Genomic DNA, 24,084 nt, shown 5'->3' with positions numbered 1-24,084 from the left:
CCCCCCCCCCCCCCCCCCCACGACAGGCTGCTTAGCGCTGCGCTACCTCGTCGGCCGAGTTGCCGTAGATGGCAGGGACGGGGATATCGAGCAGACGCAGGTACACCGAGAGCTGGCCCCGGTGGTGGATGAGGTGGTTGAGCACCAGCACGCGCGCCACCATGATGCGGGGCAGGGCCATGATGGTTTGCTCGCCCCGGTTCATGCTCCACATTTCCCAGAAAGTAGCGTCGTCGACATCCGTCAGGGCCTGGCGCAGGTTTTCGCCGTTCAGGTCGAAGCGGCGCAGCACCTCATCGGTATCAGTGGGCGAGGGCGGGAAGTGGCCGGCGGCCATGTCCGTCACCGGCCCTTGCAGGCTGATTTGCAGGAAGCTCACCAGGTTGGCCATGTGCGAGGCCAGGGTGCCCAGCTTCGTGCTTTTGGGGTGGGGCTGCCAGTCGAATTTATCGGTGGGGACGCGCTCCAGCAGGCGGCGGGTCAGGGCCAGCTCGCGCTGGGCTTCCTGGGCCAGGGCGACTTGCGGGGTGAGGCGGGTAAGGGCGGCGGTTTCGCTCATTGGGTTGAAAATGGGATGGGAAGAAAGATGAACGGGCGGCCCGGGGTCGCCCGCGAGGCTGAGACGGATGGCGGCCGACTTTACTTTAAGCTAGACGGGGTGCTGTCAATCGCCGAGGCCGGCGGCGGGCCGGGAAACGAGGGCGCCGCCACGTCTTCGCGCAGCTTCTTGCCGCGCAGCTGGAGCAGGAAATACAGCCCCAGAATGAAAAATACAATCAAGGCCAGCAGGCTGTTGCGCATCGAGCCCGTGACCTGGTTGATGATGCCAAACGTGGCCGTGCCGATGACGATGCTCAGTTTCTCGGTCACGTCGAAGAAGCTGAAAAAAGCGGCCGAGTTGGGCGTATTCTCGGGAATAATCTTGGAATAGGTGCTCCGGCTCAGGCTCTGGATGGCGCCCATGGTGAGGCCGATGACGGAAGCCAGCGCGTAGAAGCTCCAGCCGGCCTGCACGAAATAGCCCGCAATGCAAATCAGCATCCAGATGAACACCGACCAGCTCAGGGCCCGCGTGTTGCCGATGCGCTCGGAGAGTTTGGCAAACAGATAAGCGCCTGCAATGGCCACCACCTGCAGCAGCAAAATGGTGAGGATGAGCGCGCCCGATTCGAGGTGCAGCTCGTCGGTGCCGAAGAGGGTGGCCACGTACATTACCGTTTGCACGCCCATATTGTAGGTAAAGTAGGCGAGCAGGAATTTCTTCACGTTGGGCAGCTGCTTGAGCTGGTCCCACACCTTGCCCAGCTCGCGGAAGCCGTTGAGCAGCCAGCCGCCTTCGGCGGCGGGAGCATCGGCCGGGCGGCCCCGGTCGGGCGGCAGCGTGGCAAAGGGAATCTGGGCGAAGCCGGCCCACCACAGGCCCGTGAGCAGAAACGACAGCTGGGCCGCCCGCTCGGCCGTGATGCCAACCTTGTCGTGAAACTGGTTTATCACCAGGCAGGTAACCAGCAGAATCACCGAGCCAATGTAGCCCATCGAGAAGCCTTTGGCCGAGAGGGAGTCAAACTTCTCTTCCGAGCTGATTTCGGGCAGGTAGGAGTTGTAGAACACGATGCTGCCCGAAAAGCCCACCGTGGCTGCCACGAAGATGAACGTGGAGAGCGTGAGGGTGGCCGGCGAAAAGAAAAACAGCCCCGCGCACGAAATCGCCCCGATGTAGCAAAAGATTTGCAGAAACAGCTTTTTGCGCCCCGAAAAGTCGGCCAGTGACGTCAAAAACGGGCTCACGATGGCAATGAGCAGGAACGAGACCGAGATGGCGTAGTTCAGCAGCGAGCTGCCGGGCACCTTCATGCCCAGGAAATCGACGGGGCTTTGGCCGCTGTCGGTGTGCGTTATCTGCTTGATAACGCTGGACCAGTAAATCGGGAAAATCGAGCTGGTAATTACGAGCGGGTACACCGAGTTGGCCCAGTCGTAGAACGTCCAGCCGGTGGTGATGCGCTTGTTGTCTTTTTCCACGGCGGTGGTGGCGGGCACTGTCGAAGTCGGGGCCATAAAGGGGAAAATGGGTGGAGGCAGTAACGCCGGGCAAGGTAACGGGTTTTTAGGGTTTGGGTTGGGCAAGGACAACCCACTGCCCACCGGGACCACCTCATTCGAAGAATTGCTTCTTCCTTTATCGTACAATAATTTCAATATTTTGCTGCACTACTTTTATTGATATTAATTTTTTACTATATTTAAAATACAAAGAACAACAACATTCACACTTCTATTCTTTTGGCTATGGTCAACTACTTTCCCCTCACTCTGGGCGGCTGGTGCCGTCCACTTGCACTGCTGGCACTCGGAATGCCGCTTTTCCTGGCATGCAGCAAAGATGACGACACGCCCAGCCAGCCTTCCACCGTGTATGGCACCACCGTCCAGATTGGCTCGGGCTCGGCACGCAGCTTCGTCTCGGCCGATGCCAGCGGCAAGCCCACCGAAATCGGCGTAGCCCTGACCGAAACGGCCCTCACCAACCTGCCCGCCACGCCCGCCACCGGCATCATGTACGACTTGGCGCTGCCTGGCAGCGGCAGCGCCACTGCCCAGATGCCCTTCGACCACATTTCGTTCGACTGGAATCCCAACGGCCACGAGCCCGCCCCCACCTACACCCTGCCGCACTTCGACACGCATTTCTACATGATTCCCATGTCGGTGCAGCACACCATCACCCTCGACGACCCCAAGGGCGACAATTTCCCCCCGGCCACCAAGTTGCCCACCGGCTATATTACGCCGCCCAACGTAGTCCCTGGTCGCACCGTGCCCATGATGGGCCGCCACTGGGTAGACCCCACCAGCGGTGAATACGTCCCGGGCGGCACGTTCACCCAAACGTTCATCTACGGTACTTACGACGGGCACGTCGCCTTCATGGAACCGATGTTCACAAAGGCCATTCTGGTGCCGGCCGTGAACGTGGATTTGCCCGTCAAACAGCCCGCCGTGTACGAGGTGGCGGGCAAGTATTACCCCACCAAATACACCATTCGCTACGACGCCAGCACGCACGAATACATCATTTCGATGAAGGAAATGGTGCTGCGCTGAGTTGGAAAAGCAGGAAATGGCAACGCCGTCAGCGCGCCGCTGCGGATGCAACGACGCCCTGACGGCGGCTACACTTTTCACGATGGGGTTACTCGTTGTTAGTTGCTTGATGTTAGTTATTGGTTATTAGTACGCAGATGGCATCCTGGCTGACACCAAACAACGAGCAGCTGACAACTAACAACTTAATTCCAACCGCCGCCCAGGGCCCGGTAAATGTTTACCGTGGCATTCAGCTGCTGCATCTTGGTTTCGGTCAGGTCAAACTTTGATTCCAGGGCGTCGCGCTGCGTGAACAGCACCTCCGTGTAGTCGGCCCGCACGGCTTTGAAGAGGCTGTTGGAAATCCGGATGGATTGATTCAGGGCCTGCACTTCCTTGGCTTTCGCATCGTAGCTTTTCTCCAGGTTGCTGATGTTGGACAGCTGGTTGGCTACCTCAATGTAGGCATTCAGCACGGTCCGCTCGTAGTTGTAAACGGCCTGAATTTGCAGGGCGTTGGCGCTGGCGTACAGGGCTTTTATTCCGTTCCGGTTAATCAGCGGAGCGGATAAATCGCCGGCCAGCGAATAGAGCATCGATTCGGGCGTGGTGAACAGGAAGCCGGGCTTGAACGCCTCAAAGCCTACCCCGCCGGAGATGCCCAGCGAAGGGTAAAATTTGGCACGGGCCACCTGCACGTCCAGCTTGGCCGCAATCAGGTTCTGTTCGGCCTGCCGGATATCGGGGCGGTTGCTCAGCAGCTGCGAGGGCACGCCGGCCTGGATGGGCTGCGGCACCAGGGCATTGAACGTCTGGTCGTCGCGGACAATTGGCTGCGGGTACCGGCCCAGCAGAAAGTTAATCCGGTTCTCGGTTTCGGTGATGCGCTGCTGTGTCTTGTATTGCAGGCTGGTGGTGTTTTGCACCTGGGCCTCAAAGCGCTTCACCGCCAGCTCCGTCACGCGGGCCGATTCTTTCTCCTGCCGCACGATTCGCAGGGCATTTTCCTGAATGTCAATGTTCTGCTTTAGGATAACCAGCTGATTATCGAGCGCCAGCAGCTCGTAATACGAATTGGCAATCTCGGCAATCAGGTTCGTCACCATGAAGTTTTTGCCTTCGACGGACGCCAGGTACCGGGTGGCCGCCGACTTGCGGGCGTTGCGCAGCTTGTGCCACACATCGACCTCCCAGCTGGCAAAAGCGCCCAGCTGGTAGTTGGCCAGCGGGCTGGGCGTGCGGCGGTCCGGCTGAATGTTGACTGCCTCTTCCGTGGCCCCCTGCAGCGTGTAGCGGCCCGGCTTTTCCAGCTCGGCCCGGCCGCCCAGGCTCACCGAGGGCAGGTACTCGCCGGTGCGGGCCTGCACCTCGTTGCGGGCAATCTGGATTTCCTGTAGCGTGATGTTCAGCTCCTGGTTGTGGTGCAGGGCGGTGTCAATCAGGGCAACCAGGTTGGGGTCGGTGAAAAACTCCTTCCACCGCACCGGGGCGGTGTTGTTGACATCCTGGGTGCTGTTGGGGAAGCTGGCCGGCACGTTGCGGCTCACTTCGCGCTGCACCAGCTGGGGCGTGGCACAAGCCGCCAGCGCTACCGAAAATACGGCGGCGCTCAGGCATTGATAAAGGCGTCTCTTAAGCATAAGGCTCTGATTCTTCAATTAATACACGAGGCTCAATGCCTTCCAGCATGGGGTATTCGTTTTCGTCCCGAATGAGCTTGTGGTCGCCGGCCAGGGTGCCGAAGAAATAATATAAACCGGGGATGATGATGACCCCGAACACGGTGCCGAACAGCATGCCGCCGAGCGCCGAAGTACCGATGGTGCGGTTGCCGATGGCCCCGGCGCCCGTGGCCACCACCAGCGGAATGAGGCCGGCGATGAAGGCGAACGACGTCATCAGAATCGGGCGGAAACGCACCTTGGCGCCTTCAATGGCCGCGTCGCGCACCGACATGCCTTCTTCGTGCTTCTGGGCCGCGAATTCGACAATCAGTACGGCGTTCTTGCCCAGCAGGCCCACCAGCATCACGAGGCCGACCTGGGCGTAGATGTCGTTGGCCAGGCCCATCATTTTGATGAACAGGAACGACCCGAATACCCCGGCCACCAGCGAGAATATCACCGCCAGGGGCAGCAGGAAGCTCTCGTACTGCGCGGCGAGCACCAGGTACACGAACACCAGGACCACCAGGAAAATAATGGTGGATTCGTTGCCGCGCGATACTTCGTCTTTCGACAGGCCGCCCCAGTCAATGTCGTAGCCGTGGGGCAATTCCTTCGCCACTTCCTGCACGGCTTTCAGGGCTTCGCCGCTGCTGTAGCCGGCCGCCGCGCCGCCCCGGATGGAGGCCGTGGTGTACATGTTGTAGCGGTTGATTTCGTTGGCCCCCTGCGACTTCACGATTTTCATGAAGGCCGAGAACGGCACCATTTCGCCCTTGTCGTTTTTGGCCCACATGTTCAGGATGTCTTGCGGCAGCTTCCGGTATTCGGGCGAAGCCTGCACGTACACCTTGAAAAAGCGCTGGTACTTGATGAAACCCAGCTCGTAGGTTGAGCCCACCATGATGCTCAGCGTATTCATGGCGTTGCCAATGCTCACGCCTTTCTGCATGGCCAGCTCGTTGTCAATCTTCAGCTCATACTGCGGATAATCGGCCGAGAAGAAGGTGAACAGGCCCGCCAGCTCCTTGCGTTTTTTTAGCTTGGCCATGAACTCCTCGTTCACTTTTTCCAGCGCTTTGTAGTCGCCGGTATTGGTTTTGTCGAGCAATTGCAGCTGGAAGCCGCCCGCCGCGCCGTAGCCCGGCACTGCCGGCGGCTCGAAGAATTCGATGGTGGCTCCCGGAATCAGCTTCGCCTTTTTCTCCAGCGCCCCCACGATGTCGGCAATGGATTCTTTGCGCTCCGACCACGGCTTCAGGTCAATCAGACAGGTGCCAGCGTTGGAGCCCCGGCCTTCGGTGAGTACTTCGTAGCCCGCCAGGGTCGAAATGTTGGCGATGCCGGGCACGTCCTTGGCCAGCTGGTAGAGGCGCTGCGAAACCGCATTGGTTTGCTCCAGCGTGGTGCCGGGCGGCGTCTGCACAATGGCGTAAATCAGGCCCTGGTCTTCGCTGGGAATGAAGCCGGCCGGCAGCCTGGCCGCAACGGCCCAGATGCCCAGGCTAAAGGCCACCAGCATGGCGAAGGTGATAATCCGATTGGCAACAATCTTCTCCAGCAGGCCGGTGTAGGCGTTGGTCAGCTTCTCAAACCCGCGGTTGAAGGCGTCGAAGAAGCGCTGGATGGGCGTTTTCTTCTTGGGCTGGCCGTTGTGGTTTTTCAGAATCATAGCGCAGAGCACCGGCGTCAGCGTGAGGGCCACGAGGCCCGAAATCACGATGGCCGTGGCCATGGTGATGGAGAACTGGCGGTAGAAAATGCCCACCGGGCCGCTCATGAACGATACCGGGATGAACACGGCCGTCATCATGATGGTGATGGCGATGATTGCGCCGCTGATTTCGCCCACCACTTCGCGCACCGCGCCGTAGGGCGACAAATGCTTTTCCTCCATTTTGGCGTGCACGGCCTCAATCACCACAATGGCGTTATCGACCACGATGCCAATCGAAAGCACCAGGGCAAACAGCGTAATCATGTTGATGGTGAGCCCGAAAGCTTGCATGGCCATGAACGAGCCAATGAGCGACACCGGCACGGCAATGGCCGGAATCAGCGTCGAGCGCCAGTCGCCCAGGAATAGGAACACCACCAAGGCCACCAGAATAAAGGCGTCGCGCAGGGTGTGAATCACGTTCTCAATCGAGGCGTCGAGGAAGTTCGATACGTCGTAGGTGATTTTGTAGTCCATGCCCGGCGGGAATGTCTTCTTCAGCTCGTCCAGCTTGGCTTTCACCTCTTTAATCACGTCGCTGGCGTTCGAGCCGTAGGTCTGCTTCAGCACGATGGACGCCGACGGGTACTGATTTAGGTTGGAGTAGATGTCGTAGAACTCCGAGCCCAGCTCCACGTTGGCCACGTCCTTCAGGTGCAGGCTTTCCCCGTTGGGGTTGGCCTTGAGAATCACGTTTTTATACTGCTCCACGTCGTTGAAGCGGCCCTGATAGCTCAGCACGTACTCCAGCGACTGCGTCTGGCCGCCGTCGGAACGGCCGATGCGGCCCGGCGAGCCGATGACGCTCTGCTCGCCCAGCGCCTTCATCACGTCATCGACCGAGATGTTGTAGGCCCGCATGCGGTCGGGTTTCAGCCACACGCGCATGGCGTACTGCCGGCTACCCAGAATGTTGGCCCGGCCAATGCCGCTCAGGCGCTGCAGCTCGGGTATCATGTTCACCCCGGCGTAGTTGAACAGGTACTTCATGTCCGTGTTCTTGTCCTTGCTGTACAAGTTCACGTACATCAGCATGTTGGGCACCACGCGGTTCACCACCACGCCTTCGCGCTGCACCAGCTCCGGCAAACGGTTGAGCACCTGCGCAATGCGGGTGTTCACGTTCACCACGGCCTGGTCGGGGTCGGTGCCCAGGTTGAAGACAATCTGGATGTTGGCTTCGCCGGCGCTCACGGCGTCGGAGGTCATGTATTTCATGCCCGGCACGCCGTTCACGGCCTGTTCCAGCGGAATCAGCACCGATTCGGTGAGCACCTTGGCGCTGGCGCCCGGGTAGGCCGCGCTCACCATTACCATGGGCGGCGAAATCTCCGGGAACTGCGAGGTGGGCAGCTTCATGACGGCCAATATGCCCATCAGGACGATGACCACCGAGATAACAATGGCGAATACGGGCCTACGAATGAATTTACTAAACATATCTGCTGGAGTTAGTTGTCAGTTATTCGTTGCTGGTTGTAATTCAGTTGTTTATCCGCTGCCAAACAACTGGCAACGAACAACTGACCACCAGCTTCCTACTCGCTGTACACTTTCAGGTGCGAGATGACTGCCTGCGGGTCCTTGTAGTCATAGCTCACTTTGTCGCCATCCTTCACCTTGCGCAGGCCCTCCAGCAGAATCCGGTCGTTGGCCGTAATGCCGGATTTGATGACGTAGAGGTCGGGCATTTCCGAGGCGATGCTCACTTCCCGCTGGTGCACCACGTTGCTCTTGTCCACCACGTACACGTAGCGCTTCTCCAGCACTTCGAACGTAGCTTTCTGCGGAATCAGCAGGGCATTTTTCATCGGCACCGTCATGATGACGCTGCCGGTTTCGCCGTTGCGCAACAGCCCGTCGGGGTTGGGGAAAGTGGCCCGGAAGGCAATGTTACCGGTTTCGTTATTGAAATCAGCCTCAATGGTTTGCACCACGCCGGGCTGATTGAACACTTCGTTGTTGGCCATCAGCAGCTTCACCTTCATGGCGCTGTCGCTGGCTTTGGCGTGCTCCTTATAAGCCAGGTACTCGGCTTCGGGCACGTTGAAATAGACCCACATTTTGCTGTTGTCCGACAGCGTCGTCAGCAAGTCCCCTTCATTTACCACGCTCCCCAAACGGGCCTGGAAATGGTCCATAATGCCATTAAACGGCGCTTTAATGGCCGTGAACTGCAAATGGGTCTGGGCCAACGACACGTCCGCCCGGGCTTTATCGAATTTGGCCTGGGCCAGCGCCAGCTCATTTTTCGACACGATATTGCTGTCCGCCAGGCTCTTCGTGTTGCGGTACTCAATCCCCACGTAGTTGGCTTCGGCCTGCGATTTTTGCAGGTCGGCCTGGTATATCAGGGGCGTAATCTGAAACATGGCCTGCCCGCGGTTTACGGACTGCCCTTCGTCCACAAAGATTTTCTGGAGGTAACCTTTTTCCAACGCCCGTATTTCAATGCGCTGAATGGCGTGAATCTGCGCCACGTACTCTTTGGAAATCGTGGTGTCTTTGGCCAACGGGCTGGTAGCCACCAGCTTGATTTGCTCTTCCTTTTCCTCTTTTTCTTGCGAGCAGCCGGTGCAGTAGTACAGCACGCAGCAGCTCATAAGCATGAACATTCTTTTCATAAGGACTTTGGGTAATAATATGACGGGCGTTTGGTGAGGCATAGGAGGTAATGTTGCGGCGAAATGGGCCGGGTAACGTGCTGGTTCAGCCCGCGATGCGTTGGAGAACCCCGCCAATCGGCGAATCGGGCGGTATTCGGCCGCCCGACGGACCTAGTGGCCAAGCCACAGAATCCACCGACTACCCGCATTTGCCTGATTGGGGTTCGTTCATGCTTCGCGATAGGCTTTGCTCATGTAGCGAAAAGCCCTTGGTTGCCAGCAAAAAAGCCGGTGCCAATCCAAGCTGGGAAGTGCAACATCGAGGGTGGGAGTGGCGATGCCGCGCAGCTTGCGTCGTGGGTTGACGGCACAAACCAAAGCACAACGGCATGAAGCCAAAATGAAGCAATAACCAGATTTCTTCAAAAATCCCCCCTGCGGCTACGGCAGGCAGAAGTGCTTGCTGCCCCCGGCGCCACTCGCCGGGGCAGCCTTTTCCCCGCCGGGATTTACAGCCATAAACAATCATAAAATCAGGTATTTACGAAAAATACGCCCAATAATTTCCACCGCCTGAAGCAGTGCTTCGCGCGTATTATCGCCCCACCAGTTGCGGCTGCTACGTGGGCTTCATAAAATAATTTGCTTCACTTCCGGGAATCCCGGGCATCCTCACGCCTTCCCCAGTAAAAACCGGCCTTGCTCCCTCACTTACCGCCCGCGCCACTGCTTTTGGCGAAGCTGGCCGCGGCGGCGTTTAGCTGCTCCGCCGACAAGGTCTGGCGGCCTTCGTCAATCAGGATGCGGTAGCGGAACGTGACCGATTCCCCCTTTTTGAGCTGGAAGTTTTTCGCCGATTTCCCGCTGGTGAATATCTTCTCGCCCAAGGGATTGGCAGCAAACAGGCCGTAGCCGCGCGCGTGCCAGAAGGTGGGGTAATTAGGGTTGCCGGGATGGTCGATAATGGCCACGCTGACCGAGTCGGGGCCCATTTTGCCGTAGGCTTTGCACCACACGCCGCGGGTGCTCCAGGCGTCGTTGCCGCGCTGGCCGGCACTGGTGAGGTAGTTGCCGTTGGCTACGTGGTCGGTGCCGGCCTTCACCACCGTCACGATGCCCTTGCTGTCGGTGAATTTCTGGTCCTGGTCGGTGGGCATTTGCAGGGCGTGGGCCAGGCGCAGGCCCAGCAGGCCGTCCTTGGCATCGGTGAACGTCACTTCCCGGGCGGCGGTGAGCGTCGTGACCCGGTCGATGATGCGGGCGCGGCCGGTGCCGCTGAATTCGAAGCGCGTGGTTTCTTCCAGCAGCACCTCGTTCTGCTGGTTGGTCCAGTTGGCGTGGTAGGCCAGCGCGCCGGTGGCGCCGCTGGTCGTGCTCAGAATCCGGTCCGTTCTAATCCAGCCGTAGGCGGCCTTTTTCTCCTTCGGAATGGCATAGGAGTTATTCCAGAAATCGAGCCCATTCACGTTCTCGAAGTTGAACCACACCCCAATGTGGTGGGGATGGTCGGTGGGGTCGCCGGGCTGGGGGGTCAGCGGAAAGCCGCGCGTAACCACCGTGCCAGCGGCCGTGCGTAGCGGATACAGCACGGGCTTCTCCAGCGAGTCCGGATACAGGAAGCTGGTGAACAGCTGCCCGCCCACGAACACATCCACTTTCCGGGCGGTGGCGTCTTTGGTCACGCGCACGGGTTCGGGTTTCTGGGCCCGGGCTTCGGCAAAGCCCGCCAGCGCGAGCAGCAACGCGCCGGCACGGCGCAGCAGGACAGTTTTCATCGGATGCAGGAAGGGCCGGGGCTCGATTGAGTTGTCAGTTGTCAGCTGCTGGTTGTCAGGTCTGGCAGAATCCGCTGGCTAGCAACTAACAACCAGCAACTAACAACTTAATATTTGAACACTTTGCCGCCTACCATCACCTCCTGGGTCTTCTCGTCGAACGTGGCTTTCTGGCCCGTGTGCACGGCCGCGTTGGTCATGATGGTGGCAATGGAATGGCTGTAGCCGGCCTCGACCGGGGCGCGGGGCGGCTGGCGGCTGCGCACGCATTCCATCCAGTTGCGAATATGGGCGGAGGTGAGGCTGTCGCCGCCGGTGTTGGCCGAGGCAATCACGGGCTCCACGGTCGATAAAGTCGACTCGGGCAGCTGGAAGGGCTTCATCTGCATGTCGCCGGCAAACTTCGGGGTGAGGCCGCCGCGGGGCGACACCAGGTTGGTGTTCAGGTTCAACTCCCCGCCGTTGGAATAATAGATTTCGGCGGGGTGCTCGTCGCCGTTATCCATCCGCGAGCCAAACGTGACCTGGAAACCGGTGCTCAGGTCGTTCACCGGGCCGTAGTCGAACACGGCCGTCATCGTGTCCCAGTTCCGGCGGCCGTCTTTCCACATGTAAATGCCGCCGTTGGCCACCACGCTGCGCGGGTGCTGCAAGCCCGTGAACCAGTGCACGGTGTCAATCTGGTGGCTCATCCACTGGCCCGGCAGGCCGGACGAATACGGCCAGAACAGGCGGAATTCCAGGTATTTGCGTGCGTCGAAGGCTTCGGCGGGCCGGTTCATCAGGTAGCGCTTCCAGTCCGTGTCGGCTTCGTGCAGCTGGGGCACCAGGTCGGGGCGGCGCCAGCGGCCGGGCTGGTTCACGTTCCAGGTCAGCTCCACCATTTTGAGGTCGCCGAATTTGCCGGATTTGATGTAGGCTTCGGCGGCGTGGTAGTTGGCCCCGCTGCGGCGCTGCGAGCCAATCTGCACAATCTGCTTCGAGGCTTTGATGGCTTTGAAAGCCGTCCGGTTGTCCTCCATCGTCTCGGCAAAGGGCTTTTCGCAGTACACGTCGCAGCCGGCTTTCACGGCCTCGGTGGCGTGCAGCGCGTGCTGGAAATCGGCGGTGCTCACAAACACGGCGTCCACCACCTTCTTGTCGTACATCTCCTCGTTGTTGCGGTAGGCCGTCACGTCGCGCTGCATCTTCTCCTTCCAGATGGCCGCGCCCTCCTCGCGCCGCTTCTTCCAGATGTCGGACACGCCCACCACCTCAAAATTCAGCTCCTTGCAGTGGTTCATAAAGCAGGGAATATGCGAGCCCCGGTGGCGGTCGGAAAACCCTACCACGCCCACCCGCACCCGGTCATTGGCCCCGATAATGCGCTTGTAGCTGCTGGCCGACCACGACACCTGCGAGAGCAGCACGCCCGCGCTGGCCAGTGCCGTTTGCTTGAGGAAAAGACGCCGCGGATTGGAAGATTCGGGAGACATAGCGGGTGGGATTTAGATGAGAGGGATTAGCGAAGGGTTTTGATTTTGATGCTGCGAAAGGACACCTGGTTGCCGTGGTCCTGCAGCAGAAGGTGCCCCTGCGGAGCCATGCCGAAATTGGGCCAGACGTGGTACTTGCTCTCGGCCACCAGGGCCAGGTATTCTTTCGAGCCGCGGGTGTACTCCAGCACTTTAGCCCCGTTCAGGTAGTGCTCCACCCGGTTGTTGGGGTGCACCACCACGCGGCCCACGTTCCACTCGCCGATGGGGTGAACGAAGCGGGCGGGCTTGTCGCCCCGAATCAGGTCGTAGAGCGAAGCCAGCGTGCGGTCGCCGTCGCGCCCGAGTTTGGCGTCGGGGTGCAGGGCATCGTCCAGCACCTGGTATTCGAGGCCAATGGCGGAGCCTTCCGTTTTTTCGTCCAGCGTCACAAAGTATTTCACGCCGCTGTTGGCTCCCGGCGTCAGCTTGAACTCGAACGACAGGTCGAAGGCGGCGTACTCCGCGTTCGTCACGATGTCGCCGCCGTTGGCCGCCTCTTTGCCTTCCGACGACAACACCGTCAGGGCCCCATCGGCAATCTGCCAGCCCTGGGCCGGAAAGGCCGGTTTTTTTGCGCTGCGCCAGCCGGCCGGGGTTTTGCCATCGAACAGCAACTGCCAGCCGTGCTGCTTTTCGTAGGCATTCAGGTAGTTGGGCACGAAGTTCACCACGTAGATATCGGCCGGGAAAGCCCCGGGCTTGAGGTTCGTGGTCTTGATGCGGATGTTTTTGAAATAGACCTTCTTGCCTTCCTGCTCTTTGGTGGTGATGCCGTGCACCTGCAGGCCGATGAAGCCGCTGGGGTCCACGGGGTCCACCACGTAGGCCACGGGCACGTTGTTGAGCCACGTTTTCATCTCGTTGCCGAGGCATTCCACCTTGATGTGGTTGTATTGCCCAACCTTAAAGGCCGATTTGGCCTCCGGGTGCAGGTCCAGCGGGTACAGCCACTGCCGCCGCGCCTCGTCGTAAATCCCGCCCGACCAGCTGCGCGCCGACGGGTCGAGCTCCACCTGCCGGCCGTACACCCTGCCCTTGTGGCCGTTGGTGTCGAAATGGCTCCGCGTCTGCACCCCCGAGTTGCTCACCGGGCTTTCCACCATGGCATCCAGCTCCAGCACAAAATTGCCGTACTCCTTCTCCGTCACCAGAAACGAATTGCCCGAGTTCATCACCGTCGTCCCGACGATGGCGCCGTTTTCCACCCGGTAGTCGGCCGTGCCCGCCAGGCGCTTCCACCCGGTCAGGGTCTTGCCGTCGAACAGGTTTTGCCAGCCATCGGCGGCTTGCGCCCGCACGGGGCCGGCACTAAATAGCGCCAGGGCAGTCAGCATGCCTCCAGCCGCTATCAATTGGAGTTTTCTCACGTTGTGTGCGTGGTAAGTTGAGAACAAAAACGACCGGGTGCGCGGGCGCGCTCAGGGCTTGGCCGGCACGGCCCCGGCCGCCCCGGTTTTGGCCGTGCGCCACTTCACTACGTGGTACACCACCCGCGTCGTGCCCACATTGCGGAGGCTGTGCAAGCGGTTGGGGGCCTGAAAGATGACCGAGCCGGGGCCGAGGCGCTTCATTTCGCCGTTCACCAACGCTTCCACCGTGCCTTCCCGAACAATGGTTAACTCCTCATCCGGATGCTGATGGGGCGGATGCGCAAATTCGCCCGGATTCAGGGTGGTAACGTGGATTTCCAGGTTGTCCAGCGTTTCCGTGGGCGAATCGCAGACCTGACGCTTTTCGCCCACTTTGGTGGGGGTAGCAGTGAGTGAATTCCACTCAAAAGCCGAAGACGGCAAGGTGCCAGCCAGCCCGTGCACGCGGGCAACCAGCGCCAGCGGAATGCACATCGCCAGGGCGGTCGCGCCCATTAAAGTCAGTTCTCGTCTCGTCATGATTGGTGGGAAATCGGGCGAAAAATCATCGATTGGCAGCGGCTTGCGCTTGCCTGTCCGCGAAGGGTTTAGCCTTGTATTCAGAGCGCGCGTTGGCAAGGTAGACGGTAGGCGCTTCCCGTGCAATGCCTGCCGCCGGCTCCACCGTGCGGCAGGGGCATTCCGGCCCCAATCTAAGCACCAGCGCTATCCCTGACTCCGGAAAAACTTGTTTTAAAGTGGGTCGCTGGTTGGTGTCCAGAAGAAAGCAGTTACGGACCCCGGCAGATGCGGGCGGCATGCAGAAGCCAGCCGTTCCCCAAAAAAGCAAATACCCCGTTTCCAGGGCGGAAACGGGGTATTTTGTTGAGGGGATGGGATTCGAACCCACGATAACCTTTTGGGCTATACACACTTTCCAGGCGTGCTCCTTCGACCACTCGGACACCCCTCAAGGTTGGCGGTTCGTGGCGCAAAGATAGGGGCGGAAATGAGTTATGAGTTAAAAGTTATGAGTTATGAGTGGTCGTTCTGTCAATTCATAACTTGCAACTTTTAACTCACAACTCATTTTCAAGGCGTTATCTCACCTCGCAGGTCCTGGCCGAGCAGCTCACGGGTGCGGGCTTCGGGCAGGCCCAGGCCAAGCACGAACATGAGCTTGGTGACGGCGGCTTCGGTCGTGATATCGTCGCCGCCCAGGATGCCCAGGTCGGCAAAGTGCGAGCTGGTTTCGTACTTGCCCTGCACCACGCGGCCTTCTTCGCACTGGCTCACGTTCAGGAGCCACACGCCGCGCTGGCGGGCGTCGGCCAGGCACTGGAGGAACCACGGCGCGGTGGGCGCATTGCCCGAGCCGTAGGTTTCGAGCACGCAGCCGCGCAGGCCCGCAATGCCCAGCACGGCGCTCACCACCGCTTCCGTGATGCCGGGAAAGAGGCGGAGCACGGCCACGCCGGTTTCGAGGTGGGCGTGCACTTTGAGGCGGGCACCGGGCAGCAGGCGAATGCTTTTATCGGCGAATTCCAGGCTGATGCCGGCGCGGGCCAGCGGCGGGTAATTTTCGCTTTTGAAGGCCGCGAACTGCTGGCTTTCCACCTTTTTGGCGCGGGTGCCCCGAATCAGGATGTCGTTGAAAAACACGCACACTTCGGGCACCCGCACGGTGCGGGCGCGGGGGTGGCGGGCGGCCGCAATTTCAAGGGCCGTGACGAGGTTGCGCTGGGCATCGGAGCGGCTGGCGCCCACGGGCACCTGCGCCCCCGTGAACACCACCGGCTTGCCCAAATGCTCGAGCACGTAGCTCAGCGCCGCCGCCGAATAGGCCATGGTGTCGGTGCCGTGCAGCACCACAAAACCGTCGAAATCGGCGTAGTGCCGGCCGATGAGCCGGGCCAGAAACAGCCAGTCGGCCGGGGTCACGTTGCTGCTGTCGATGGGCGCGGGCAGGCTCACCAACTCCAGGCGGAACGGCAGGCGGGCCAGCTCGGGCATCTTGCGGTCGAGCCGGCCGAACTGCATGGGCACCAGCTCGCCGGCTTCGCTCAGGGCCATGCCCACCGTGCCGCCCGTGTAGATGATGAGCAGCCGCGGGGCCGCAGCATCGGCGGGGTCGGCGCGGGTGGGCAGGGGCAGCAGCGGCAGGTCGGTATCGGGCATGAAAACGGCGAAATAAAACCGGCACTTCCCTTTTTAGCACGGAGGGGAAGTATCATTGGCTGGTGCAAGGTAGGGGCCGGCCGGTTTTCTTTACCAACAAACGGCCCGGGCTGCTTGTCCTGCGTATTGCCTGCTGGCTTTCTCCACTTACCATGACTCCAACCGACTCCTCCCCCACCAAACCCGTTTCCGACGTGCTGCTCATCGGCGCAGGCATTATGAGCGCCACGCTCGGCGTGCTGCTCAAAGCCCTCGACCCCACCCTGACGATTTCGGGCTACGAGCGCCTCGACGCCGTGGCCGCCGAAAGCTCCGACGCCTGGAACAACGCCGGCACCGGCCACTCCGCCTTTTGCGAGCTGAACTACACGCCCGAGCGGCCCGACGGCTCCATCGACATCAGCAAGGCCGATAAAATCGCCGAGCAGTTCGAGCTGAGCAAGCAATTCTGGTCGACGCTGGTGCTGGAAGGCCAGCTGCCCGACCCCGCGGCCTTCATCCACACCATCCCGCACATGAGCTTCGTCTGGGGCGCCGGGAACGTGGAATACCTGCGCAAGCGCCACGCCGCGCTGCTGCATTCGCCCCTGTTTCAGGGCATGGAATTCAGCACCGACCCAACCCAGATTGCCGCCTGGATACCGCTGGTGATGGATGGCCGCGACCCGGCCACGCCCGTGGCGGCCACTTACATGCCCATCGGGACGGATGTAAATTTTGGCTCCCTCACCCGCAGCCTGTCCGATTATTTGAAAGCCCTGCCGGGCGTCGATTTCCATTTGGGCCACGAGGTCGAGAGCTTCCGGCGCAAGGACGACGGCATCTGGCGCTTGAAAATCCGAAACCTGGCCACCGACGAGACCCTCATTGCCCGCGCCCGTTTCGTGTTCATCGGGGCCGGCGGCGGCTCGCTGCCGCTGCTCGAAAAGTCGGGGATTCCGGAAGCCAATGGCTTCGGTGGCTTCCCCGTGAGCGGGCAGTGGCTGAAGTGCCGGAACCCCGCCGTGATTGCCCGGCACGAGGCCAAAGTGTATGGCAAGCCGGCCGTGGGCTCGCCGCCCATGTCGATGCCCCACCTCGACACCCGCCAGATAAACGGGCAAAAAGAGCTGCTTTTCGGGCCGTATGCCGGCTTCAGCACCAAGTTTTTGAAGAAGGGCTCGTATACCGATTTGTTCAAATCCATTGAGCTGGGCAACATTCGGCCGCTGCTCTACGCCGGGGCGCGCAACCTCGGCCTCACCAAATACCTCATCGGCCAGGTGCTCCAGACGCCGCAGGAACGCACCGCCGCCCTGCGCGAATATTACCCCGAAGCCAACCCCGCCGACTGGCAGCTGGCCGTGGCCGGGCAGCGCGTGCAGGTCATCAAAAAGGACAAGAAGGAGGGCGGCGTGCTGGAGTTCGGCACCGAGATGGTGACGGCCGCCGATGGTTCCATTGCGGCCCTGCTCGGGGCCTCGCCGGGGGCCAGCACGGCCGTGGCCATCATGTTCGATTTGGTGCAGAAATGCTTTCCGGAGCGCGCCGCCTCGCCCGCGTGGCAGGCCCGGTTCCGGCAGCTGGCGCCCTCGTTTGGCAAGCACCTGGCTGATGACCCGGCCCTGACCGCCGCCGTGCGCGAGCGCAGCCACCAGGCGCTGCGGCTGGAGGCGTGAGGAGCAACTGAGGTAAACATCAGAACGTCATGCCCAGCGGAGCCGAAGCATCTCGCGTGCTCAACTAAACCCATCGATTGAGCTACTACCCCACGCGAGATGCTTCACTACGCTCTGCATGACGTTCTGTTAAACTTTTCACGCTAAAAGTCAGCTTCTTTGCAACTCGCTAAATAATTAGTTGTGCACAATTAAACTTTGTACTACTAAATTTGCTTTACCCTTTTGAACGCCATGAAAGAACTACCGGATTCTGCCTTCAACCCCTTGCTCAAGCTGGACAACCAGCTGTGCTTTTCGGTGTACGCCCTCTCGCGGCTCATCACCAAAGCCTACCAGCCGCTGCTCGAAAGCCTGGACGTGACCTACCCGCAGTACCTCGTGCTGCTGCTGCTCTGGGAACATGAGGAACTGACCGTGAAGCAGCTGGGCGAGAAGCTGCTCCTTGATTCGGGCACGCTCACGCCGCTGCTCAAGCGCATGGAGCAGCGCCAGTGGCTCAGCCGCCGCCGCGATGCCCGCGACGAGCGCTCGGTGGTGGTGGCCCTGGCCCCGGCGGGCCGGGTGCTTCAGCAGCAGGCCCACGAGATTCCGGTGCAGCTGGCCGAGAAAATGCAGCTGACCATGCCGGAAATTGAGGCGCTGCGCACCCAGCTGCGCCAGCTGATTACCCTCCTTGCCTAACCGCCATTTCGGCATTTTTCCCACACCAACCCCCTTTTTATCAACCCGATGAGCATCGAACGTCTGTATACCGCCAAAGCCAGAACCACAGGGGGCCGCGACGGTCGCGCTATTTCTTCCGACAACGTGATTGACCTGCCCCTGAGCACGCCCAAGGAAATGGGCGGCCCCGGCAAACCCAACGCCACCAACCCCGAGCAGCTGTTTGCCGCCGGTTATTCGGCCTGCTTCGACAGCGCCCTGAACCTCGTGGCCCGCCTGAGCAAAACGCCCATCACCGGCAGCACCGTGGAGGCCGACGTGAGCTTTGGCAAAGACGGCGAGAACTACGGCATCGAAGTCGACCTGCTGGTGAACATCCCCAACATGGACCAGGCGCAGGCCGAAGAACTGGTGGCCAAAGCCCACCAGGTGTGCCCCTACTCCCGCGCCACGCGCGGCAACATCGTGGTGAACCTGAGCACGACGACTAATTAGTTGTTTGTTCTTAGCTGCCAGTTGTTAGTGCTGGTTGCTGAACAGCGAAGGCCCGCTTGAAACAAGTGGGCCTTCGCTGTTTTTGCGGTTTCCCAACGTTGCCCTAACAACTGAAAACGAGCAACTAACCACCAAAACCTACTTATTCATCGCCCGGAATTGCTCGTCCAGCTCGGCGCGGGAGGCCAGGCGGGATTTCTCCGAAGAGCCGTAGCCCATTTCCTGCTCGCCGGCCGCCAACCGGGCCATGACGGAATCGGCAAAATCATTCACGTTCACGCCGAAGGTGTGCAGGCCGGGCCCGCCCAGGTCGGTATCGACGGCCGGGGGCACGATTTCGAGCACCGCGATGCCGGTGGGCACCAGCTGATGGCGCAACGAGAGCGTGAACGAGTGCAGCGCCGCTTTGGTGGCGCTGTAAATGGGCACGAACGCAGCCGGCGCAAACGACAGGCCCGACGTGACGTTGATAATGGCCGCGTCGGCCTGCTGGCGCAGGTGCGGCACGAGCAGCGTGGCCAGATGAATGGGCGCTTCCACGTTGATGACCAGCTCCTGGCGGCGGATTTCCCAGTCGGTTTCGGCGTCGTGGGGCAGCTGGATGCGGTTTTGGATGCCGGCGTTGTTCACCAGCACATTGAGGCGGGGAAACTCGGCGGTGGCCCATCGCACCAGCTCGATGCGCCCGGCGGCATCGGCCACGTCGGCCACGCGGGTGTGCAGGCCGGGGTGCTGCTGCCGGGCTTCGGCCAGCTTATCGGCCCGGCGGCCCACGATGATGACTTCGCTGCCGGCCTGCAGGAAACGGACGGCCAGCGCGAGGCCAATGCCCGAAGCGCCGCCGGTGAGCAGAACAGTGTTGTTGGACAGGTTCATGAAAAAAACGGGTTGATTTAAGAAAGCAAGCCGCTAACAAGCCCGTCGGCCGGATGGTTGACCAGACCGCCGGCAGCGGCCTTACCTTGCGGGCTTATTGCGGAGCTTGGTGCTGCGCCGTTGCGCTTATTATATGATTAAACTGGAACCCTTCACCGCCGACGATTTCACCCAGCTCATGGAATGGGTCGACGATGAGCGGCTGATGAAAGAGTGGAGCGGCTCGATGTTTTCGTTCCCGCTAAGCGAAGCCGGCCTGACGTGGTACGTGGAAGGCTCGAACGATATGCACGACCCGGGCGTGTTCATTTACAAGGCAGTGGACTCAAAAACCGGGGTCACGGTGGGGCATATTTCCCTGGGCGGCATCAGCACGCGTGACCGCGCCGGGCGCATCACCCGCGTGCTGGTGGGCAACACCACCGAGCGCCGCCGCGGCATCTGCCAGGGCATGGTGAAGGCCTTGCTGCGCATCGGGTTCGAGGAGTTGAAGCTGCACCGCATCAGCCTGGGCGTCTATGATTTCAACCACGCGGCCGTGAACTGCTACCTCAAGTGCGGCTTCCGGCAGGAAGGGCTGATGCGCGACGTGGTGCGGCACGGCGACGGCTACTGGAGCCTCATCGAAATGGGCATTCTGGAGGATGAGTGGCGGGCGCTGCACCCGGCGGCCGGGCACGGCGTCTGACGGGGGCATCATCCCGAAAAAAGGAATAAATTGGTCCAGATTATTCTGCTTCCAACTTCCTTAGTGATGAATACGCGCGTTTTCTCCCTGGCCGGCCTGGGCCTGCTGCTCGCCGGAGCCCCGGCCTTGGCCCAGCAAACCGACATCGGCCAGACGGGGGCCGCGGCCCAGGCCAACCTGAACACGCTCACCTCCGGCGCGCCCACCATGCTGCCCCGTGCCACCAGCGAAGGCGTGGTGGGCTCGCCCTACGTCGATAACCGGTGGCTGCCCGCCCAAATCACGCTGAGCAACAAGCTGCCGCTGGCCCCCGTGCTGCTGAAATACGACGTGCTGGGCCACCGCCTGCTGATGCACAAGCCCGCCCCCTCCACCGATTCGCTGCAGCTCGACGACCGGCTGGTGGAGCGCTTCGTGCTGCTGGAACCCGCCACGGCCGGCCGCCCGGCGCAGCCGCACCTGTTTCGCCGGTTCCGGGAAGCCCCGCTGCCGCAGCAGCGCCCCGACTACGTAGAGGTGCTGCACGAGAGCCGCTACACCCTGCTGAAACGCCCGCTCAAAACCCTGAAGAAAGCCACGCTCCAGGGCGCGTACAACACCAGCGACCGGCACGACGAAATAGAGGACAAAACGGAATACTACCTCCGCACGCCCGAAGCCGCGCTGGTGCCCGTGAAGCTCGGTCTCAAGCCCTTGCAAAGCGCGGCCCCCGCGCTGGCGGCGGAGCTGAAAAAGGCCGCCGACTCGCAAAAGCCCAAAACCGAAGCCGATTGGGCGGCCGTGCTCAACACCGTTGACGCCCCGCCGCCGAGGTAGCCGGGCCCCGTTGCGCTAGTCCAGAAACTGCGTGCCCGTCAGCTGCTCGCTCAGCTTCCAGAGCTGGCGGGCGTGGTCGGGCGTGTTGAAGGCGTGCTTCACAGGCTCGGCTCTTTTCTTGGAATAATAGCCGCCGCTGGTGGCCGCCACCTCGGGCGCGGAGGCCAGGAAGATGCTGGTTTCCGCACCTTTTTCCACCGAAATCATGAACGGGCGGCCCAGCTGCAAGAGCTTGGCCAGCCAACCACCCGCATTGCTGCCGAAGTTGCTGGCCACGGCGCCGGGGTGCACGGCGTTGGTCGTGACGTTGGCAACGCCGTGGGTGCGCAGGCGGCGGGCCAGCTCTTGCGTGAACATGATGTTATAGAGCTTGGTGTTACCGTACACGCGCATGGCGCTGTAGTCTTTGGCCGACTGAAAATCGGTCAGACTGGGCTTGGCAAAATTGTAGGCCATCGAGGCCAGGTTGACCACGCGGGCGGCGGGGCTGGCCTTCAGTTTATCGAATAGCAGATTGGTGAGCAGGAACGGGCCGAGGTGGTTGGTGGCCAGGCCCAGCTCGTTGCCATCGACGGAAAGTTGGCGTTCGGCCCCAAAAACCATTCCGGCGTTGTTCACCAGCACGTCGAGGCGCGGGTAGCGGTCGTTGAACTCGGCCGCGGCCCGGCGCACCTGGCCCAGGTCGGCGAGGTCGGCGAGCAGGATGTCGACTTTATCGTGGCCGGCGGCGGCCTTGATTTTCTGCTGGGTGACCTCGGCTTTTTTGGCGTTGCGGGCCAGAATGATGACGTGGGCACCCATTTTGGCCAATTCGGTGGCCGTGACTTCGCCAATGCCGGACGTGGCACCGGTGACGAGGACAAGTTGATTGTGGAGGTCAGGCATGAGAAAGCAAGCGGGTAAGGTGAATTTCGTATCCCCTTAAACGTGCATCCGCACTCAATGCTTGGTTTATTTGCCAATTCTCTCGCCTTCTCCCCTTTCCCGCCGGCCCATGAAAGCCCTTTTGCTCATCGATATTCAAAACGATTTTCTGCCCGGCGGCCGCCTGGCCGTGGCCGACGGCGATGCCATCATCCCGCTGGTCAACGCGTTGCAGCCGCAGTTTGCGCTGGTGGTGGCCACCCAGGACTGGCACCCGGCGGGCCACCAGAGCTTCGCTAGCAGCCACGCCGGCCGCAGCCAGTTTGAGGAAATTGACCTGCACGGCCTGCCGCAGGTGCTCTGGCCCGACCACTGCACCCAGGCCAGCGACGGCGCCGCGCTGGCCCCGGCCCTGCACCCGGAGCGCATCGAAGCCATTTTCCGCAAAGGCATGAACCCGGAAATCGACAGCTACAGCGCATTTTTCGACAACGGCCACCGCAAAAGCACCGGCCTGGCCGACTATCTGCACGGACGGGGCGTGACCGAGGTTTACATTGCCGGCCTGGCCGCCGACTACTGCGTGTATTACTCGGCCAAAGATGCCCTGGCCGAGGGCTTTGCCGCCACCATTATCGAAGACGCGACCCGCGCCATTTCGGCCGAAGGGTGGGCGGCGGCGCAGGCCGACCTGCGGGGGCACGGCGGCCGGCTTCTCAAGAGCACAGAGTTGCTTCACTAACGGCAAAAAAAGCCCGGCCGTCCGCTGGATTTTGCCCTACCTTTCGGCAAATTCATTCCCCCACACAATCCTTTATGAAGAAACCGTTTACGCTCAGTAGCCTTTGTGCCGGTGTTTGCCTGTCGGTGCAGGGCTTTGCCCAACAACCCACTACCCTCTCTGCTTCGCAAGGCATCCCGGTAACCGGGCAAGTCTTTAAAAAGAAGCTGCCGGATGACCTGCCACAGGCCAAGCTGCTGTTTATCAAATTCTTGCCGGTAAAGCTGCCTGCTTCGGGCCCCAAAGGCTGGGGTGCTGAGCGGCGGCTGTATTTCATGCAGAAGAACCACAACGACGTCATTCCCGAAGCGAACAAGCAGCTGGTGGAGGCGGCAGCGCGCTATCCCTACGCCCACCGCATCACCACCTCAGACTCGATTGCCTACTACCGCGACCAGCAGGGCTACAAGTACATGCTCATGCAAAGCTCTTTTACCGCGGCAACCGATGGGTCGTTTCGCGGCACTACCAGCCATGGTTCGGGAACTGGCATGTCCATAAATTCTACATCAGTTGACCTGTACGTCCAAGACCTGAACAGTGGCGACAAGTACGTCTTCGACGACTTCAGCGAAACATTTATTTACTATTACAAAGGCCAGGTTGGAATGCTGCTAAAAAAGACAGCCAAGCAATTCACCGCCAAAAAATAGGCTGTCATTTCGCCTCATTCGCTCAGGAAAAAGCGCGCCTCGCCTACAGCGCGGCCGCTACTTCTTTCACGCTCACGCGCTGCCGGTAGTCGGGGTTGAAATGGGCGTACTTGATTTTGCCGTCTTTGCCGATGATGTAGGTGGCGGGCACGGGCAGCACGGCCGCGTCGGCGCCGTTGGCGGCCAGCAGGTCCACGCCGAAGCCTTTGTACTTGCTCACCACGTCGGGCTGCACGGTGAAAGCCGTGTGGTAGGCTTTCATGATGGCAAAATCCTGGTCGTGCACGATGGGAAAGCTGGCCTTGGTCTTGGTCACCGTCTTGCCGATATTCTCCTGGGTTTCGGGCGAAATGACTACCACTTGCGCGCCTTTGGCGGTGAGCTGTTGCAGCGAATCCTGCAGCTGGCTCAGCTGCTTGTTGCAGAACGGGCACCACTGCCCCCGGTAGAAATACAGCACCACCGGGCCTTTCCGGAGCATTTGCTTCAGGTCCATTTCGTGGCCAGCCGCGTCCTTGGCTTTGAACATTGGTGCGGCATCACCTACGGCCAATGCGGTGGCGGTCAGCATCGGAGCCGGCGTTTGGGCTTGAACGGCCGGGGCCACAAGGGCAGTGAGCAGGGCGAAAGCCGCGCCGCGTAATACGTTTTTCATGGGTCTACTAAAAGGTAAAAGAGGAACGGCCGGGCTGAC

General features: G+C 60.8%; 21 protein-coding genes and 1 tRNA gene. 8 read left to right on the top strand and 14 right to left on the bottom strand.

Annotation, left to right across the window (positions count from 1 at the left end):
• Positions 1-31: 31 nt before the first annotated feature.
• Both J4G38_RS11085 and J4G38_RS11080 read right to left on the bottom strand, forming a co-directional pair.
• Positions 32-559, bottom strand: coding sequence for a DinB family protein (locus J4G38_RS11085; protein WP_210520939.1), 528 nt, complete (start codon positions 557-559; stop codon positions 32-34).
• A gap of 80 nt (positions 560-639) precedes the next feature.
• Positions 640-2,058: an MFS transporter gene (locus J4G38_RS11080; protein WP_210520938.1), complete on the bottom strand. Its 1,419-nt coding sequence runs from the start codon at positions 2,056-2,058 to the stop codon at positions 640-642.
• Positions 2,059-2,355: 297 nt separating this feature from the next.
• On the opposite strand from J4G38_RS11080, the gene J4G38_RS11075 reads away from it, so the two are divergent.
• Positions 2,356-3,105: a DUF5602 domain-containing protein gene (locus J4G38_RS11075; RefSeq protein ID WP_210520937.1), complete on the top strand. Its 750-nt coding sequence runs from the start codon at positions 2,356-2,358 to the stop codon at positions 3,103-3,105.
• A 185-nt stretch (positions 3,106-3,290) separates the two neighbouring features.
• Here J4G38_RS11075 and J4G38_RS11070 read toward each other — a convergent pair whose 3' ends face one another.
• From J4G38_RS11070 to J4G38_RS11030, 9 genes are all read right to left on the bottom strand, one after another.
• Positions 3,291-4,727 carry an efflux transporter outer membrane subunit gene (locus J4G38_RS11070; RefSeq protein WP_210520936.1) on the bottom strand — a complete coding sequence of 479 codons (1,437 nt, stop codon included), beginning with the start codon at positions 4,725-4,727 and terminating at the stop codon, positions 3,291-3,293.
• Positions 4,720-7,908, bottom strand: coding sequence for an efflux RND transporter permease subunit (locus tag J4G38_RS11065; RefSeq protein WP_210520935.1), 3,189 nt, complete (start codon positions 7,906-7,908; stop codon positions 4,720-4,722). The genes J4G38_RS11070 and J4G38_RS11065 overlap by 8 nt, the downstream gene beginning before the upstream one ends.
• Before the next feature lie 98 nt (positions 7,909-8,006).
• A complete protein-coding gene (locus tag J4G38_RS11060) occupies positions 8,007-9,092 on the bottom strand; it encodes an efflux RND transporter periplasmic adaptor subunit (RefSeq protein ID WP_210520934.1) in 1,086 nt (361 codons plus the stop codon).
• A 689-nt stretch (positions 9,093-9,781) separates the two neighbouring features.
• Entirely contained in the window at positions 9,782-10,849 is a 1,068-nt protein-coding gene (locus tag J4G38_RS11055) for a DUF6807 domain-containing protein (protein WP_210520933.1), read from the bottom strand.
• Between the two features lie 107 nt (positions 10,850-10,956).
• Positions 10,957-12,324, bottom strand: a complete 1,368-nt coding sequence (locus tag J4G38_RS11050) for a Gfo/Idh/MocA family protein (RefSeq protein WP_210520932.1) — start codon at positions 12,322-12,324, stop codon at positions 10,957-10,959.
• Between the two features lie 26 nt (positions 12,325-12,350).
• Positions 12,351-13,733 carry a 3-keto-disaccharide hydrolase gene (locus J4G38_RS11045; protein WP_317198191.1) on the bottom strand — a complete coding sequence of 461 codons (1,383 nt, stop codon included), beginning with the start codon at positions 13,731-13,733 and terminating at the stop codon, positions 12,351-12,353.
• Positions 13,734-13,784: 51 nt separating this feature from the next.
• Positions 13,785-14,255: a cupin domain-containing protein gene (locus J4G38_RS11040; RefSeq protein ID WP_210520931.1), complete on the bottom strand. Its 471-nt coding sequence runs from the start codon at positions 14,253-14,255 to the stop codon at positions 13,785-13,787.
• Positions 14,256-14,600: 345 nt separating this feature from the next.
• Positions 14,601-14,688 (bottom strand) — tRNA-Ser (locus J4G38_RS11035).
• Between the two features lie 119 nt (positions 14,689-14,807).
• Entirely contained in the window at positions 14,808-15,893 is a 1,086-nt protein-coding gene (locus tag J4G38_RS11030; RefSeq protein ID WP_210520930.1) for an asparaginase, read from the bottom strand.
• A 125-nt stretch (positions 15,894-16,018) separates the two neighbouring features.
• Between J4G38_RS11030 and mqo the strand changes: the two genes are divergently transcribed.
• The 3 genes from mqo (at position 16,019) to J4G38_RS11015 (ending at position 18,712) form a co-directional block, all read left to right on the top strand.
• Positions 16,019-17,551, top strand: a complete 1,533-nt coding sequence (gene mqo, locus J4G38_RS11025; protein ID WP_226163353.1) for a malate dehydrogenase (quinone) — start codon at positions 16,019-16,021, stop codon at positions 17,549-17,551.
• A gap of 234 nt (positions 17,552-17,785) precedes the next feature.
• Complete coding sequence (locus tag J4G38_RS11020; protein ID WP_210520928.1) at positions 17,786-18,235, top strand: MarR family winged helix-turn-helix transcriptional regulator; 450 nt, start codon at positions 17,786-17,788, stop codon at positions 18,233-18,235.
• Between the two features lie 48 nt (positions 18,236-18,283).
• Entirely contained in the window at positions 18,284-18,712 is a 429-nt protein-coding gene (locus J4G38_RS11015) for an organic hydroperoxide resistance protein (RefSeq protein ID WP_210520927.1), read from the top strand.
• Positions 18,713-18,850: 138 nt separating this feature from the next.
• Here the strand turns inward: J4G38_RS11015 and J4G38_RS11010 are convergent, their stop codons facing one another.
• A complete protein-coding gene (locus J4G38_RS11010; protein ID WP_210520926.1) occupies positions 18,851-19,588 on the bottom strand; it encodes an SDR family oxidoreductase in 738 nt (245 codons plus the stop codon).
• Positions 19,589-19,721: 133 nt separating this feature from the next.
• Between J4G38_RS11010 and J4G38_RS11005 the strand changes: the two genes are divergently transcribed.
• Together J4G38_RS11005 and J4G38_RS11000 are read left to right on the top strand one after the other, a co-directional pair.
• Complete coding sequence (locus J4G38_RS11005; protein WP_210520925.1) at positions 19,722-20,276, top strand: GNAT family N-acetyltransferase; 555 nt, start codon at positions 19,722-19,724, stop codon at positions 20,274-20,276.
• Between the two features lie 66 nt (positions 20,277-20,342).
• A complete protein-coding gene (locus J4G38_RS11000) occupies positions 20,343-21,092 on the top strand; it encodes a hypothetical protein (RefSeq protein WP_210520924.1) in 750 nt (249 codons plus the stop codon).
• Between the two features lie 15 nt (positions 21,093-21,107).
• On the opposite strand, the gene J4G38_RS10995 is transcribed toward J4G38_RS11000, so the two are convergent.
• A complete protein-coding gene (locus tag J4G38_RS10995; protein WP_210520923.1) occupies positions 21,108-21,977 on the bottom strand; it encodes an SDR family oxidoreductase in 870 nt (289 codons plus the stop codon).
• Positions 21,978-22,086: 109 nt separating this feature from the next.
• Here J4G38_RS10995 and pncA point away from each other — a divergent pair, with 109 nt between their 5' ends.
• On the top strand, positions 22,087-22,698 hold the full coding sequence (pncA, locus tag J4G38_RS10990) for a bifunctional nicotinamidase/pyrazinamidase (RefSeq protein ID WP_210520922.1): 612 nt from the start codon (positions 22,087-22,089) through the stop codon (positions 22,696-22,698).
• A 74-nt stretch (positions 22,699-22,772) separates the two neighbouring features.
• A complete protein-coding gene (locus tag J4G38_RS10985; protein WP_210520921.1) occupies positions 22,773-23,390 on the top strand; it encodes a hypothetical protein in 618 nt (205 codons plus the stop codon).
• Between the two features lie 43 nt (positions 23,391-23,433).
• Here the strand turns inward: J4G38_RS10985 and J4G38_RS10980 are convergent, their stop codons facing one another.
• Entirely contained in the window at positions 23,434-24,045 is a 612-nt protein-coding gene (locus J4G38_RS10980; protein ID WP_210520920.1) for a peroxiredoxin-like family protein, read from the bottom strand.
• Positions 24,046-24,084 lie beyond the last annotated feature (39 nt).

Source organism: Hymenobacter terricola (assembly GCF_017921975.2).
GTDB classification, from domain to species: domain Bacteria; phylum Bacteroidota; class Bacteroidia; order Cytophagales; family Hymenobacteraceae; genus Hymenobacter; species Hymenobacter terricola.
This window is presented reverse-complemented; position numbering and strand designations above follow the sequence as displayed.